The organism is Psychrobacter piscatorii, from assembly GCF_904846415.1.
Lineage (GTDB): Bacteria > Pseudomonadota > Gammaproteobacteria > Pseudomonadales > Moraxellaceae > Psychrobacter > Psychrobacter piscatorii.
Genome location: NZ_CAJHAR010000016.1, coordinates 47,538 through 64,578 on the forward strand (window position 1 = coordinate 47,538; position 17,041 = coordinate 64,578).

The 17,041-nt window shown below is 38.0% G+C and carries 7 protein-coding genes; 5 read left to right on the forward strand and 2 right to left on the reverse strand.

Annotated elements, in window-relative coordinates:
• The first annotated feature begins 85 nt into the window (after window positions 1-85).
• From JMX83_RS08730 to JMX83_RS08745, 4 genes are read left to right on the forward strand one after another with little or no spacing between them, the layout of a single operon-like run.
• Complete coding sequence (locus tag JMX83_RS08730; RefSeq protein ID WP_201600727.1) at window positions 86-1,153, forward strand: HNH endonuclease; 1,068 nt, start codon at window positions 86-88, stop codon at window positions 1,151-1,153.
• A gap of 12 nt (window positions 1,154-1,165) precedes the next feature.
• Complete coding sequence (locus JMX83_RS08735) at window positions 1,166-1,303, forward strand: hypothetical protein (protein ID WP_201600729.1); 138 nt, start codon at window positions 1,166-1,168, stop codon at window positions 1,301-1,303.
• A gap of 3 nt (window positions 1,304-1,306) precedes the next feature.
• Window positions 1,307-1,828, forward strand: a complete 522-nt coding sequence (locus JMX83_RS08740; protein ID WP_201600731.1) for a class I SAM-dependent methyltransferase — start codon at window positions 1,307-1,309, stop codon at window positions 1,826-1,828.
• The gene (locus JMX83_RS08745; RefSeq protein WP_201600733.1) at window positions 1,821-2,114 is read left to right on the forward strand and encodes a hypothetical protein; all 294 of its coding nucleotides are present in this window, start codon (window positions 1,821-1,823) and stop codon (window positions 2,112-2,114) included. The genes JMX83_RS08740 and JMX83_RS08745 overlap by 8 nt, the downstream gene beginning before the upstream one ends.
• A 310-nt stretch (window positions 2,115-2,424) precedes the next feature.
• Here JMX83_RS08745 and JMX83_RS08750 read toward each other — a convergent pair whose 3' ends face one another.
• Both JMX83_RS08750 and JMX83_RS08755 read right to left on the reverse strand, forming a co-directional pair.
• On the reverse strand, window positions 2,425-9,189 hold the full coding sequence (locus tag JMX83_RS08750) for a DEAD/DEAH box helicase (RefSeq protein WP_201600736.1): 6,765 nt from the start codon (window positions 9,187-9,189) through the stop codon (window positions 2,425-2,427).
• Between the two features lie 44 nt (window positions 9,190-9,233).
• The gene (locus JMX83_RS08755) at window positions 9,234-13,160 is read right to left on the reverse strand and encodes an STY4851/ECs_5259 family protein (protein ID WP_201600739.1); all 3,927 of its coding nucleotides are present in this window, start codon (window positions 13,158-13,160) and stop codon (window positions 9,234-9,236) included.
• Between the two features lie 218 nt (window positions 13,161-13,378).
• Here JMX83_RS08755 and hsdR point away from each other — a divergent pair, with 218 nt between their 5' ends.
• Window positions 13,379-16,978, forward strand: a complete 3,600-nt coding sequence (hsdR, locus tag JMX83_RS08760) for a type I restriction-modification system endonuclease (protein ID WP_201600742.1) — start codon at window positions 13,379-13,381, stop codon at window positions 16,976-16,978.
• Window positions 16,979-17,041: the final 63 nt, after the last annotated feature.

Genomic DNA, 17,041 nt, shown 5'->3' on the forward strand with positions numbered 1-17,041 from the left:
TCCATCAATTTGATATAGAGATATTTTACAGCACAGTTACCAATTCTATTGGAGTGAGTTACTGTGCTCTTAGAGGATTGTTATAGTGCCTACGGCAGAATTCCAGCTCAACTTTTTAAGACGTATTCAGTGGCTGCTTGAATCTAGCTCCTATACCTCGACCTATAAATTTGCCTTATTAATGGCAATGGTTAATCTGTCTATAGAGTCTGGAATTAATGATGACAGTGAGCACAGTATTTCTTATGAGCAGTTAGCAGATCAGTTTATACAGCTTTACTGGACACAAGCATTACCATACTCGGATCAAAGTAGTGATTCTGTACTCAGACAAAGCAGTACAACAGGGCAGGCTAGTGTTATTAATAGCATCCTGGATTTGCAGCATAAAACTAATACAACCAGCCTAACTATGGCTCGCACACAAAATATCAAACTATGGCAATCGACTATAAAAGATATCGCTTCAACTATCAAAAAGTACCCTGCCAGATATCTGCAAAGTGCGGAGGACAAAGTTAGTCGTGAGTTCTTATATGTTTATGACTCAAAATCAAAGGTAATAACTTTAAAGCCTGGTATTGCATACTGTTTTACACGCTTTAGTAAAATAATTAACAAGCTATGCCAGCAATACTGGACAGAGTTCGTACGTAAGAACAGTCGTAACCAAATACATTTTAGTGATGATATTGATTTGCAGCAGTTCTTGTTCAATCAATCGCGCCAAAATCTAAAAGTATTAATACCTATACTGATTGATACTCAGCAGGGGCAGTGCTTCTATTGTCATAAACCCTTGAGAAACAATATCGAAGTTGATCACTTTATTCCTTGGTCGAAATATCCAATTGATACGACTCATAACTTCGTACTTACGGATCATAGCTGCAATAATAGTAAGCGTGATTATCTGGCTGAAGAGCTATTTTATGAAAAGTGGCTAGAACGCAATCAACAACACGGCCATATGATTGAGCAGGAAGCGAAAACTATTGGTTTTATGGCCAATCAACTTCGCTCTGAAACAATCAGCCAGTGGGCTTATCAAATAGCAGTGGAACATGAGGATCTAGTCTGGTCACCAGAACCAAGTATAAAGTTGCGGCCAATTAATCCTGATGCACTGCCACAGCTTCGAGCCGATAAATAGATATGCCACTTTATGACCAAACAAGCCTCCAAAAGCACTCTTAATTATTATGATGAAAATGCCATTGAATGTGCCATGCAAACGGCAAACATAGATATGCAGGATTTATACGAGCTATTTCTTAATCAGCTCCCTCAAACCGACACGTAATGTATGTTAGATGTCGGCTGTGGCTCAAGTAGGGATGCGAATTACTTTGCTACACAGGGTTATGACGTAACAGCGATAGATGCCAGCGCCGAGTTGATTGAGTGGGCTCAGCAACATCATATGTCGAGCAGAATTAGTTGGGTTCACTTAGACTTTAGCGGTATTGAAAAGCAGGCTTGGGAAAATAAGTTTACTGGCATTTGGGCTTGTGCCTCATTGCTACACGCACCTTTTCTCGAACTACCTTGCATTATAGAGTCATTGTTAGAAACCTTGACTGATGATGGAGTAATGTACTTGGCATTTAAACATGAAGAAGGGGAGAGAGTAGATGAGGAGCGCTTCTTTTGTGATATGAATGAAGCACGTTGGGCAACCATTGTTTCTAAGATATTGCAAGCAATTGAATGCGATATCTGGTTGTCGGCCGATAAAAGAGTCGACTATAAAAATGCATGGTTTAATGTGATGATCAAACGAGAAAATAATCCTATTAGAAGTTCTGTAAAGTTTTGGTGTGGCTAATACACCTTTTGCCAGCCCTGAAGCATTAGTGGCTTTATGTTGTCTGGCGGTGAGTAATGGTTATTCTAAATCTTATTACGATGCCCAAATAATGATTAAACTACAGTTGGCAGACATTGATAAGTGCGCAGCTATGATTGAACGTTTGCCTGAGAGTGATGCCAATAAAGTATTACGCTCAATTCTCACAGGCAAGGCAACGTATGTCGATACGATAGATATAAATGAAGCGCTGATTATGCCATCTGAATCAAGCGTCCCAAGAGCGTCAGTGTCAATTGTATGAATCAATGCAACACGCAAAGTAAGATGATCGTTTTCGATTTCATTATAAAGGTCTAGTTTGACTGTATAAGTATATTTAAGAAGGTTTCAAATCCTGCTGACAAGTCTCAGCTAAGTAAGAGTCAACACTGTCCTATTTAAGCAGTAAACCAATCTCCGATAAAGTGGGGCGGTACACTATGGTTTTTCAAGCATAGCTCATGTTGTTTATTGGAGGATTACCACCGTACTATTTCTTATGTAAATTAACTATATATTAGAAACGCCCCATAAGATGCGTTTCTAATAAAGTACCGATACATTAATAGTAATTAGTTAGTCTGAACATGTTCAATATAAGCATAGTGAATTTTACCTTCTTCAGCCTCTAAAGGCACACTTAACTGGCTAATATGAAGAAGGCTAGATGCTTGAGCTTGGGGGCTAGAATTGAAATCAAACTTATATGACGTAGGGATTTCTAGGAAGCCAACACCTTGATCTAATACAATGACTGTAACAGAGCTGTCTACCCAGAATACTTTCAGATGTCTACGATGATTAAGTTTTTTCTTATCATATAGGCCAACATTGGCATCCAACCCTAGCTTTTCTAAGAAGTTGTTTTGAACTTTCTCCTGATCACTAGAGCTCTTCCAATTATGATCTATCATAAATGAATTTCTATTATTACTAGCTTCAGTAGTCTTAATGATTACTTTTGGATTAGTCCAATCGTTATCTTTGTCATACATAGACTTAATCCCATATATTATCTCACCTATTAATAAAGTTGTTAATGGTGTTACTAGATAACGATCAGAGTACTCAATTTTTTCAATACCAACTCTATTTGAAAGTTGATTATCAAGATTTTTGTATTCTCGCATAGCTTGCCAAAACTTTGACCCAAATTCTTTTATTGGACCGTTTAGCTCATTATATATCTCGATTTTCCGAGTATCATTGTCTTCATTTGGCTTTAGTCTATCTAAATCTAGAAGCTTCGTTGAAAGTAATTCAGGTAATTTTGACTCTACTAATATGACATCAGATTCCATCTGCCAGAAATCAGTATTTGGGACATAGGTGTTTTTATCAGTAGTTGCCAATGTTATTAGATCGGTATATGTTTCAGCATTAATCATCTGTAGAAGATAGTTATTAGAGAGAAATAGGTCATCGTTTTTATAAGTCATTAGTTTTACTTTGCTGAAAGCGTTTAGTGCTATTAGCTGTAACTTGGAGATATCGTCAAGACTGTTTATTGACTTACTGTTAATAGCGATAAGAACTTCATTACCGTTATAATCCCAATGAGCAACTTTATCGAATAGACTTTCAGATAGATTCCAGTCGCTGGGATTTCCCTGTAAATATAGTCTCAGTTGTTTATATCCGCGTAAAAAGTAATGTGCAATTCTATCATCAATATCCTGTCCACAATAAGTTGCAGCAGGTAGTAAAGCCTTGGCATACTCTGGAAGCTCTAGTAAGTTTTTTAGACTTTTTAAATAGTCTAGTGCTTTGATTCGATTTAACTTATGACTGATAAACCTTGTGTCATAAGACAATAAGCAACTATGACAAGCTGTGTCACACTCATCAACACAGATCAAGACTGATTCTGCATGCTCGAATAGCTTATGTAAATATTGATGAGCCGTGCTAGAGAATCCTGCACCACCACTTGCTTTATCATAAATACTGATGGCGTAAGCAACCTCTGTATCAACTTCAACTTGCTTAATGCCAAAGCCAAGCTCCTCTGCATTAATACCATGACATGAGGCTAATGCATTTCTAAAAGCAACTGACAAAGTCTGAATTATAACTTTATCCTCTTCTTTATTTAGAAATTGATCGGTTTTCGGATCTTTTAAATACATTTCGAAAACATTGGTTCTATCTTGAGCACCAATGAATAAGTTTTGTACTAAAAATCCTTTTTCTTCTGGATCACAAGCACCAGCCTTTAACTCTTCTTTAGAAATATGACCTTTACTGATAGGCTTCATTGGTAAATGTTTGAGGAAGTTAGTGCGTTGGTCATTCCAGTTATCATAATTTTTTAATCTATCAAAACGACTAGACTCTGCTCTACCACACCCTAAGCATATAAAATAGCCATGACCGTAAATTCCGCTGCTTTGGTGGAATACAAGGCCATCCTCATCTGTACGGAATGAACCAATATTGGGGGATATAAGAGGATGGAGACTGCCTTTCGCCTGAATTTTTGGGTCTTCCACAGGCACAAAGGACTGGTGCTCAATGCTATTGTGAGGAGCGGTATAATAGTCCACTCTGAATCCCATAGGTTCAACATAGGTAACGACGTCATGATTTAGTTTTTTTAAGGTATCTTCTTCATGAGATAGGCTGTTCTGGTTTTCCGGTGAGCCATTTCTAATAGTTGTTCCACAATTACTACAAGCTATATGTTTAGAGCTTGGATATACATCCATGGCACCACAGTTTTTACATCTAGCAAATAAATTTATGATTTGAGCGTCGTTACCACCTGTACTATAGTAACGGCTAAGCTCTAAACCAGCGGATTGATATACCAGTCCATCTACCGCAATTTCGTTACCTGGTGCATACTCTCTGATTGCAATAGCAATATCGCGTACAGGCTTACTAGCATGAGTACTTAAGTTGTCTATCCTTGAAGATAAGCTGACATCGACAGTGTTAGCTGAGTTCTTCTTCTTAGAGTCAGATTTGTCTGAATTTTCAGCGTATAAACTGTATATATCAAATTCGACTAAACCTGATGGAAAACCATAACGGGGTAAAAAATTGTGGCGTGCTAAATCTGAGAGTAGGTAACCACAGACAATACTGCGTATATCAAATATTAACTTAGATAAGTAGCTTGATTTTGAATCACTAAATGTGTGGTACTCCTCTATACGTCTAGCTACTCTATTTACTAAGTAGCTCTGAGCCTTAACCAAATCTAAAATACTTTTCTGAATTATTTGAGTTAGAGAAATACCTTCTAATGAACTAGCTTTACGAATGGTATCTATTTTATGCTGTATGCTTTGCCTATATTCAGATTTTCTATCAATTTGGATGAGATGTTGAAGCTTCTCAATAAAGATATAAGCAGGAGAGCTTTCAAATAAATTGCAGTATAGGTTCTTGTATAAGTCAGATTCACTTTCAAAGTTAAATTGAAGTAATTCATTGATTTCATTAACTAATAGATTATTTTTTATTTTATGACTGTCAGCATCTGGATCAAGAGCAGCCTTAATCGAAAACTTTACAAGGGCTTCAATATCTTTGAATCTTGTATCTTTCCAGTTGAAGAAGAAAAAACCTGAATTAAGTGTGAGAGCAGACTCATTCTCGGCTAATAGTTCAGGCAAGTAAGACGCCAATAAGTAAGCGTTAATGTGCCTCTGTACAATACGATCACTTTCAAGCGTGATATAAGGCGGCGATATTTGAGTATTAAATGCCCATAGCGTGTTATTAAATACCATTTGTTCGTGCGGATTATCTTTACATAGTGTAAAAGCTGTGGCGGTGCTTTCTCTACTCCGGCCGGCTCGACCAGTTCGCTGAAGGTAGTTTGCAGGATGAGGGGGTACGTTACTCATTGCAACGCTAGATATACCGCCAATATCGACACCCATCTCCATTGTAGTAGAGCAGTTTAAGATATTAATCTCACCTTCTTTAAATCTTTTTTCGTATTCTTTTAAATAAGTAGAGCTAAGCTGTGCAGAGTGCTCTTCTGTTACTATCGTATTTACACCTCGAATAACATCACTTGAGATATCACTCCATAAATTCTCTTTACGTAGCCTTTGAATCGTTTCATTGCTCTGGAGCCACTTCTCAGCTTCTCTTTTAAAGCGAGGCTCTCCAGGAGAAGGTATGAAAATTTCTATTTCTTCATGTCGGCATAAGTACTTCTCTTTTTTATCTACTAATTCTTTAATTTTTGAATGACGTGGAATATAAGGTGTAATCCCTTTAAATGTCTTGGGTAATAAACGGTTTGTAACTGGGCAGACCCAGACCTTTAATGGAATACTCAAAGAGGTGTTATTGAAGTTAAGCTGATAGACTTGTATACCGCCATCTATAGGTTTAGCAGTCAGTAAACCTACTCTAATAAGGTCTTTCCAGGCTCTCATTAAAATTGTATTAATTAAGTCCTGATTATAAGCTTCTGTTAAGTCTAAATTAGCAGAAAGTGCCAGTAAGCGTATTACACGTATGCTGTTATTAGGTGCATCAGTATTTATTTGCGCCCATTCACGGGTAGTATTACTGTCTCTCTTGTTTAGATTAAGCTCTGAATTAGGCTTAACGAGTTGTTTTATTTTGAAAAATCGCGTACTTAATGAATTGATTTTATTTTCACTAAGATCAAGGATGCGTTGCTCCCTAATATAATAAGTTAATATCAAATTTAGGAAGTCCTTCCAGTCATCGCTTGAGAAGCCTAAGTTAGTCCATTCTGTAAATTTATCTATATTCACTTTATCTAACTGCGGATAGTTGAAAGAGATTAGGCCCATTGTCTCTAATGAATTGGCATTCTTTGGTCTGTAGGCAATTTCATTAAGAAGCAGAAGCTCTGCTTTTTGGAAGTCATCATAGATATGATTAATATCAGCAACTTTACTGATGCTCTTTGATAAGAACTTAAACTCTGGGTGATCAGCGATGGATTGTATAACTTCCTCCCACTTTAAAGCAGGAGGTTGAATCTTACTTTTATTCTCGTAATCTGTAATTTTGTCTTCTAAAAGATCTTTGAACATAGGTGAGGCGCTAGAGTCATTTTGTAGTGCCTCATATTGAAATTTGAGACTATTTAATTCAGCAAGCTCTTTAATATTTAAACCCTGCGAAGAATCAAATCTTTGAGCGAGGTTGTAATATACAATATGGCGTAAACTGCGACGTTCAGAATCCTGGCGCAGTTTCATTGTGATGCGAGCAGTACCTTGTCTACTATCGGTGAAAGTAATCATTCTTCTGCCTTGAGCAGGCTTACTGTCTGTATTCTTCTCAAAAATAGGACAGTGCTCTAACAAAATAGGGGCAGCAGCACTCATGTAAAAAGGTGCACCTAAACGGGCGGTTCTAATAACCGGCTTTTTAGGGCTGCTATTGTCGCAGAAATAGCAGTAATTAAGAGGAGGTAGTTGTGCTGTTTCATTTTTTACAATAATTTCAACTCTATTATCAGATTTTGTCGTATATTCAACTCCATCTAGATCAAGAGTACTAGGATATAGGTAGGAAAGCTCATTATCGGATACTTCCTTAACCAGATTGTGCTTACTAGACCAAATAGGAAGTAGAAGCATGGGTTGAAAGTCATTGGCATTATCTTCGTTTTCAGCCCTTTCATCTATTTGCTCATCCTCGTCAAGAGTGGAGGATCTATTCAAGGTAAAGTCATCATCCTTGAGCCTATTAAACTGTATCCATTTTGTTTTATGAGAATCTCCTACCGTTACCATGCCTTTTTGAACAAGAAGGTGCGGGGTCTGGCAATCGTCACAATAACTAAGCTCAAATACTGGATACTGACAGTGCGAGCAGCTTGTTTGTTGATTAGTGTATACATAACCAAACTCCCATGTGGGCTGACCATTATCTTTTATTCCCGATATTGGTGTGTTGTGCTTGCCACTACAGTTGGGGTTTACACAAGCATAGAGACCAGATAAGGTGCGTTGGAAGAAGTGAGAGCGTAGAGGAAGAAAGGCAGGAGCATTGTCTTTATGCTTGGTATTGGAGCAGACATCTAGCCAGTTGAGCAAATAGTCTATATTGGATATTTTTTTATCACTATTAATAAGCAGAGTATTTATATCATATTTTAAAAATTCGTTTAATTCTTTGAGGCTCTGAATTCTAGTCACAACCCCATTGTCACTAGATCGTACAAACTGTTGTCTTATTTTTTGTGCAAAAGGATGATTGACCAGTGCTTGAAAGCGCTCAGGACTAACTAACTCTTCAGCACCAATTTGAGCAAGGTTTTCTAGGGATTTAACCTGATTGAGTGGTTGATTGTTAACTGAGGGAATATCAGGAACATTGCGTTTGGCAGACACAATATGAATCTGCTGAGTATCAACACCGGCTAGAGAAGCTAAGAATTTTTTTAAGTTATCTTTTGCTTCTTTATGCTCTCCAATGGTAGCTGAAGTTGCAATAAAATGAACTTTGTTAGGATTAACATCGAAAGCAATCATGACTCTGCGTAGTAAGAGAGACATTTCTGCAGCAGTAGAGCCTGTATAGCTGTGGGCTTCGTCCAGCACTATCCAGCGTAATTTTCCTTTAGACTGGTCAATAATAGGCGCATCTTTTTGACGAATAAGCATATACTCCAGCATGGTTGCGTTAGTAACTAAAATAGGAGGTGGGTTTTCTCTCAAGTGTTTTCTTGAAAGTACTTCAGCGGTATCTCTTCTTTCTCCCTTTTTAGGGTTTTCTGGTGTGTCACCATTGTATAGACTAAACCGTATCTTATTATTAGGGGTGTCAGCTCCCAAAGCATCTGCCCATTCGCTTAAGCGTTCACGTTGTGAGTTGATAAGAGCGTTTAAGGGGTATAAGAACAAAGCGCGAACACCGGTCAGTCCGTCTTTCTCAATCTCTTGTTGTTTAACTAGATCATCTAAAATTGGTACCATAAAACATTCAGTTTTACCTGAGCCTGTGCCACTGGTGACAATCAAAGAGTTAATATTGTCTTTCTGGTTTAGTATCTCCCAAGATTCAGCCTGATGTTTGTAAGGTGTTGGAATGCTGTCTACAAGCATATTGGCTACTTTAGGATGTAATAAACTATCCCCAAACTCTGACATCGTTTTTTCTTGTGCTTCCCATGGGAATAGTACTTCGAATACCGGATTACCCATCAAACCATGGTTACCATTACCAGAAGCATTATCATGTGATAACTCGTTGGTAATATGTTCACGTAAATTATGATTACTAAAGCGCAAAATACTTGATGTCGACTCGACAGCGTTTTGTTTTATGTTGTGATATTGCGCATAAAAATACTGTTGTTTTTCTGGAATTAAAGATAACTTACTCACTATATGTTCCCTATATAATTAATACGATAAATAAGAGTTGCGTTTTATTTTTTATGATTTTCATGGCAGTGACTGAACCATGAAAAAGATATTTCAAAAGCACTTTGATACCAACTAGGTGCAAACTTCGTAATTTCATAGATAGCAATTTTTTGACGGTTCATCTGTTTACGGAGATTTTTCAATCTCCCAAGACGCATATCAATTTCATAATAGTTGTTCATTACATCTGAATCATTACCATCTTTATCTTGATCATCCGAGTATAAGTTCATATGGCTAGGTTGTGAGGATAGCCATGCAATAGCAAGTGGTAATAAAGCGGCAGGCTGCATATAGCCTTGAGGTATATTGAGATCTAATAAGCACTCTTTAGCTATATCCTGTACGACATTATTAATGGTATTAATTAACTCAGGATTATTTGGCCATACTGCGTTAAGATATTGTTTCTGCTTGATTAACTCACCAAAAAAGTATTGCATTGCACCAGAGACTTGAGTTTTAGTGTGCTCTGATTCTGAATCAGCGTAGTTAAGCCAAGTCTCGAATGTATGTGAAAGTGCTTTAAGCTCTTCTCCTAACTCCTGCCATTTTTTAGATATATCTCTTTCTAATTCGCTCTCACTAAAGTTTATTGGACTAAGAATGAGCTGTGACTTAAATTCTTCCTTGGCTATCTCATATATTTTTCTAAAGTCTGCATAACTAAGCAGACTCCAGATAAGTCCAATCTCACCCTTTACTTTTTCGACAATAGGCTCACCGAGTACTGATGTTGTTCTGCCATAAACAATAACGGCGCACATAAACTCTGGAACTTGGCGAGCTGCTACCCAGTTATCTAAAGTCACTAAAGGAAGATGAATACAGTTGGTTGTTATAGTTTTTAGATAGCTCCATTCTGGATGGTGAGGATCAAAAGCCATCTTCCGATAGATGTTTCGCATGGCTTTCAGTCTAATATAACCCTTACTTATTTTACTGGCTTCTGCTAGGGTCGAATTAGCTTTTATAGTAGCTGGCGCTAACTGAGAAAAAACATCCTGAGGAATTAAAGGCTCAACAGCATCAACATCCTCTCCTTGTACTTCGAATAAATCATAGTTGCATGGCTGATCAAAGGTCTTAAAGGTATCGTTTTCTAAAACGGAGTGTTCATCAGAAATAGTATTCAAGCTCAGAGACAGCTCTGCTGGGTAAACTTGCTGATTGTCTTTATCTGCATGTGAAATGTGATAGACAGTGGAGCGAATGAACTTGTCAATATTTTGATCTAAGGATTGTTCATCGCTTTCTTGCAGTGATTTGGTTACTGAATAGATTAAATAAGTACCTTCAGAGGACGCTTCTAGAGACTCAGTTGACCATAAATATTTAACTTCATCAAACGAAATTAAATTAGTCTTAGGTAGTGTAATGACTTTTTCAGGTTCTAAAAAGTTAAACGCCTGTATATCTGATTGAGTATATAGCCTCTCTAATTCATTTGATTCTTTAGGGATTGATGCTGAGTAAAGGTCTTTACCACAAAGTTGAAGACAGTTTTTATTGTCTTCAATATTGTGCTTAGCATAGAGTTGGTAATGGTAGTATCCAAAAGTGATTTTAAAATGCTCAGAACTATCATGTCTCAAAATTACAGTTACCTCATCGTCTAGACCCTTGTCGCTTAATGAAAGTAAGCGCTTTATAGTAGGTAACCAGTCGACAGGCTTGAGTTCTAGAAATTTATTCGCATCAACGCTGTATGTTGTACGTAAAATTTCATGAGAGCGTGAGTTAAGGTAGAAATCTACTTTTGCTTCACGAGCTCTTGTAGAGTTAAATACTTTAATTCGATATCCATTCAAATCATCGTCAATATTCAGGTGTAGTGTATTGCTTAACTTGCCTTTATGTTGATCATAGATAACGGTCTGGCTGCTAGGAAAGTAACACTGAAAACGGAGCGGACGAGTCGTAGCTTGAGGGATAGCATGTTCTTTAGAGCTGGCAATAAACGTCAAACTTAATGTGATCTTTTCACTAGGGACTTTATTGATACCTAAGCTGAATTTGTTTTTAGCTAAGGTTAGTGTTTGACAATGTAAGTCATGTGGGAGGTATGCTTCTAGCTTGGCTGTCTCACTGCTTGTTATCATGATGTTACCAACAGCATCACTGGAATCATTCTTTAAAGGTTGCAGTCTATAGCGGAAATCGTGTGGAACAAGACCGATATTAGCGCTAAATAATATATTCTGACTCTCATCTCTGACTTGTAGTCGGTAACATCCTGGCGGTGTAGCGCGATACTGCTCTAGGGTTTTATATGGGCCGATACTTCCTCTGTCATCCTTGATGGGGGCAATCCAGATTCGATGTTTAGGAACTACACCCCTTATTTGACAGTCTTCTTTGCTGATGGCTGTCACTGCAATATCACCTTTTATAACTTTACTTGGATAAGTAAAATCAACCAGCTGTCGACCAACTATTTCATACTGATAATTTGCATCTTGGCTACTTGTTTTAAAAACATATTTTTGGCTGCCATCAGTAACAGCGACTTTGCCTGCAAGTTTATAAACTAAGCCTGTCATTCCATTTTCAGAAATCTTAGCAATAATATTTAGCTCACTGTTTGAATCTAAATTATACTGCCAACTATCTGGAATAAAGACGATAGCATGATCGGCTTTAACTGACTGATTATAGCTACCCTCATATTCAGCTATAATATGATTTTCAACTTCATTCTGAATACTAGCTAAGAAAGGGGCTTCAGCATCGACCTCGTTCATGCTTGAATTTTGGTAAGGGTTGATAGGATTGCCTTGATTGTCTGTCAATCCTTTAATCAACTTACCTAATGAATCATTTATCTGTAGCGTAATAGAGGCATTCCATCGCTTTCTATCCATACTGATATAACGAGGAGATCTAAGAATCATACGATCTTGGGTGGGAATAAAGCTTGCTTCCCATTTACCAATAACATTATCATTTTGTTGGTCGTAAAATAGCAAACCAATATCTTCGTCAGTAATTTTATCTGAATTATTATTTAGGCTCAAAAACTTAGGAGCAGCTATTCTAGCACTTAGTGTAACTGATGCTGTGTTAAGGTGGATATCTAGCGTACGCTTCAATTGTATTGAGCTGAGCCAGTCATCTTCTAGGAGTGTTTTACGGTCTTTGTTTTTGACGGTATTGGCTGAATTAATAACTAAGCTTTTTAGCAGCTCTCGAGCAGACTCATCTTCTAAAGAGAAAGGGAATGAGTCAATCCAATTGCCATCGGTTGTCTTGTCTAAATGCTCTATAGGATTTGACTGATTATCAAGCTGATAGGTAATAACTAAGTTGTGAATATCATCTATAAGAGCCACTAATGTGTCAATAATGTCTTCACGACCAGAGGTTTTGGGTAAGCGGTTAATATAGTGATCAAAATACAGACGAGCCTCGCCGTTCAAGGCTTTGGCTTTCATAGCACCATATAGTAGATCCAGCCAGCCCCCTGAGGCGTTAAAGTAATTAATTGGCAAGCCACCTTCACGTAAAAACGAACCCATAGCACTTCTATGATTTAAAGCTGTCCGGCTAATATCACGATCCCATTTCGCTAACCCACTTTCAGTAATCCTCATTAAATCTTGATTGTTTATATCGCCATGCTTAATGCCTATAGAGCCCAGTAAATCTGCCCAGCCCCAGTTGCCATTGTATTCTCGGCGCCACCATTCAGCAGCATAAAGCACAAATAGTTTGTCTAAGCCATTACTAAACTTGGTTGCTTTATCTACATTATAAATAGATAAGTAATTTTCGCTTAAGTAAGCTTTCAGAGAGAGGAATTCAGAATAACTTATTCTATATCTATACAAGGGTCTTGCGTCTGTTTCCAGTACCAAAATACTGTCAATGGTCTGTCTAGTTTCTTGATAATTATGACTATCAATTACTGTATTTTGGTTAGAAATCATACTTATTAATCCTTTAATATAACGCTGTGATAAATCTTTATCTAACTGACAATAAACCTCCATTCTAACCGACCTTCGTAGAGTAATAAAACCACAATATAAATATTGTTTATTTTTTATCTAGCAAGCTATTTTTGCTCTTGTAACTTTGACTGATTGACGTTTGAGGTTTACTATCTAAGGCAGAGTATAATGACATAACATGTACAGGCTATGATATGACTGAAATTAAGTTCCCTTCTAATTTTAATTTTATGCAAGAGCATAATCCAATATTTTTAGAGTTAGCAATCAATGCTGAACGTGTTTTTAAAAGTGATCCTAATACTACGCTTATTAAGATGAGGCAGTTGGGAGAGGCGTTAGCTCAGGACTTAGCTACTAAAAACAACATTCCTTTCGATAGAGAAATGAATCAAGTCCAATTAATCGGTCGTCTAAAGTATGAAATGAGAATCGATAATAATATTGTCACTGAGTTTCATAGCCTTAGAGAAGAGGGTAATAAGGCAGTTCATAACTTTAAAACCAGCCACGCTGAGGCGTCGCGAGCTCTAAAGTTGGGAAGGTCGCTATGTATCTGGTATCACAAAACATATGGTAAAAAAGGTTCAGTATTTAAAGCTGCCAAATTTGAAGAGATTCCTGACCCTAGTCAACAATTACAAAAGCTTAGCTTAAAAGTTCAGCAGCTGTCGTCTGAACTTAAGAATGTGGCGAGTCAAAGTGGTGATATCGAAAAAATAACGAAATTAAAAGAACAAGAAGCCGCCTTAATTGAACAAGAAAAAATAGAATATCAGCAATTGGCTGAAATGATGGATCAAGAAGCGCGGTCGCTAGCAGAGCAAAATAAACAGCAAGAAGAAGAGCTGGCAAGAATAAGAAAAGAGTTTGCCGAGCAAACTGAGAAGCTACAAACCGAACTGGCCAAAAATATAGAACAAGGCAATAAACTACCCACTCGAGTAAAGCTAGCAGATTTTATTCCTTCTGAGGACGACGCTCGTCTATTGATTGATGAGCAGTTGCGTCAAGCTGGTTGGTTAGTAGATAGTGAAATAGTGACCCAAGCTAATGGCGAAATACCTGAGGTAGGTAAAAACAAGGCTATTGCTGAGTGGACTATGTTAAACGGTAGAGCTGATTATGTATTATTTATTGGTTTAGTCCCAGTCGCTATTATCGAAGCCAAGAGTCAAAATACTAATGTAGCTAGCAAGATACAGCAGGCAGAAAGGTATGCAAAAGGCATTAATTTTACAGAGACGATGAAACCTGCTTGGGAGATTATAGACAGTAGCCTTAGTTGGCGTAATGACACTGATTACGACATTCCTTTCGTATTCTCGTGTAATGGCCGACCTTTTATAAAGCAACTGCCAGAGTACTCTGGTATTTGGTTTAGAGATGCTAGGAAAAACAATAACGCTGCTAAGGCGTTAGAGAACTTCTATAGTCCAGAAGGACTGTTAGACCTTCTAAAACGTGATGTATTATTGGCCCAAGATAAGCTAAAACAAGAACCTTTCGCCTATTTAGGGTTAAGGAGCTATCAGGTAGATGCTATTAAAGCTGTTGAAGAAAATCTAGAGGCAGGCGTGGACCGTTGCCTTTTAGCTATGGCGACGGGTACAGGTAAGACTCGTACTATTATCGGGCTTATTTACCGTTTTCTAAAAGCTGAACGCTTTAAGCGTATTTTATTTTTGGTCGATAGAACGGCTCTAGGTGAGCAGGCTTTTGATAGCATGCAGGAGATGACTCTAGAGCAAAACCAGACCTTATCAAAGATTTATAATGTGGCTGAACTAGGTGACATGGCTGTAGAGGCGGAAACTCGAGTACAAGTGGCTACCGTTCAAGCTATGGTAAAACGTATATTTGACAGTGAGACCCCACCTAACGTCGATCAATATGACTGCATCATTGTTGATGAAGCACATAGGGGTTACACCTTAGATCAAGAGATGACAGAAGGTGAGTTGGCTATACGTAATAATACGCAGTATTTATCAACTTATAGACGCGCGCTCGATTATTTTGATGCGGTCAAGATTGGATTAACTGCCACACCGGCTAAGCATACGAGTGAGATCTTTGGTAAGCCTGTTTTTAACTTTTCTTATCGGGAAGCGGTGGCCGCAGATTGGCTAATTGATTATGAGCCGCCTATCCGCTATGAGACGTTATTAACTAAAAATGGGATCAAAATAGACAAGGGAGAACAAGTTAGCCGCATCGATACCTTGACGGGCGTAATAGACACTACGGAATTAGAAGATGAGGTGAGTTTTGAGGTCACTAATTTTAACCGAACTGTTATTACAGAAAGTTTTAATAGAGTGATTTGTGAGCAACTGGCTCAAGAGATAGATCCCAATGGCGATGAAAAAACACTAATATTCTGTGCCACAGACCTGCATGCAGATATGGTAAAGCGCTTGTTAGATGAAGCTTTTTCAGAGATGTACGGAGATGGATATAACGAAGATGCGGTCAAAAAAATAACGGGTGCAAGCGATAAAGTCGGTCAGTTAATTCGTCGTTATAAAAACGAGAAGTTTCCTAGTATTGCTATTACAGTAGATCTTCTAACCACAGGCATCGATGTACCAAGTATTTGTCATTTGGTATTTTTGCGACGGGTGAAGTCACGTATTTTATTTGAGCAGATGATTGGTCGTGCTACTAGACGCTGTGATGATATTGGTAAAACGGTGTTTAAAGTCTACGATCCAGTCGATTTGTTCGCCTCCATCCAAGAAGTAAACACCATGAAACCGTTGGTAAAAAAACCAAACATTACCATCAATCAACTCATTGACGAGTTAGTGAGTAGTACACCAAGCTCAGCAGAGACAGAAGTAGCAGAGAAAGTTTCAAGCTATGAATTGGATAACCAACACTCAGATACAGACTCGCAGGATAAGTTAAAGTCTGCTGATGACGACTCTAGCCGTGATGGGTTTATTGTCTCTAAGGAGCAGGTCGATCAACACCAGCAAGAAGTACTAGATGAGCTGTCACAAAAAATTATGCGCGTATTACGTAAAGCCGATAAAAAGGCCGAGCGTAAACCAGAGCTAAAGGCCAAACTTAATGAGTTAAATGAGCTATGGGGAGTGGCGCCTGAAAAGCTGCATCAATCGCTACATGAAGGGGGTGTCGAAAACGCAAAAGTGTTCTTAACTAAACACAGCAACTTAATAAGTCAGCTAACAGAAGTAAAATACTTAGCTGGCTCAGAACGAATGCCAATGATATTCGAGGGTGAAGATGAGCTGCTAAGTCGGGAGCAAGGTTTTGGCGAGCATCAGCGTCCTGAGGATTATCTAGAAAGCTTTGATGCTTATATCAAAAATAATCTAAATACATCGGTGGCACTCAATGTTATTGCCACTAATCCCAAAACACTCACCCGTGAGACACTAAAAGAAGTCAAAATTACGTTAGATAGCGTTGGCTATAGTGAAGCAAAACTTCGGTCCGCATGGCGTAATAAAACAAATCAAGACATTGCTTCTAGTTTAGTGGGTCATATTAGACGTGCTGCTCTAGGAGAGCCTTTGATACCCTTTGACACTCGAGTGAATCAGGCAATGCAACGTATCTATGCCAGTCATCAATGGACACCGTTACAGCGTAAATGGCTTGAGAGGTTGGCCAAACAGCTTCAGTATGAAACTATCGTGGATAAACAGTTCGTCAATGAGCGCTTTTCTAGTACCGGCGGAGTCAAACAGTTTGATAAGGTATTACAAAACCGCCTCGATGACGTGCTAGAACAAGTAAATGAAGAGCTGTGGCAAGCATAGTGTTCTTAGACTGATCATCAGCGACATTATTTGACGTTTAATAATCAGTATATGTACTTTAGT

Coding starts and splice junctions, on each gene's coding strand:
- JMX83_RS08755 (WP_201600739.1), bottom strand. CDS start 13,160: ATGATTTCTAACCAAAATACAGTAATTGATAGTCATAATTATCAAGAA.
- JMX83_RS08740 (WP_201600731.1), top strand. CDS start 1,307: ATGTTAGATGTCGGCTGTGGCTCAAGTAGGGATGCGAATTACTTTGCT.
- hsdR (WP_201600742.1), top strand. CDS start 13,379: ATGACTGAAATTAAGTTCCCTTCTAATTTTAATTTTATGCAAGAGCAT.
- JMX83_RS08735 (WP_201600729.1), top strand. CDS start 1,166: ATGACCAAACAAGCCTCCAAAAGCACTCTTAATTATTATGATGAAAAT.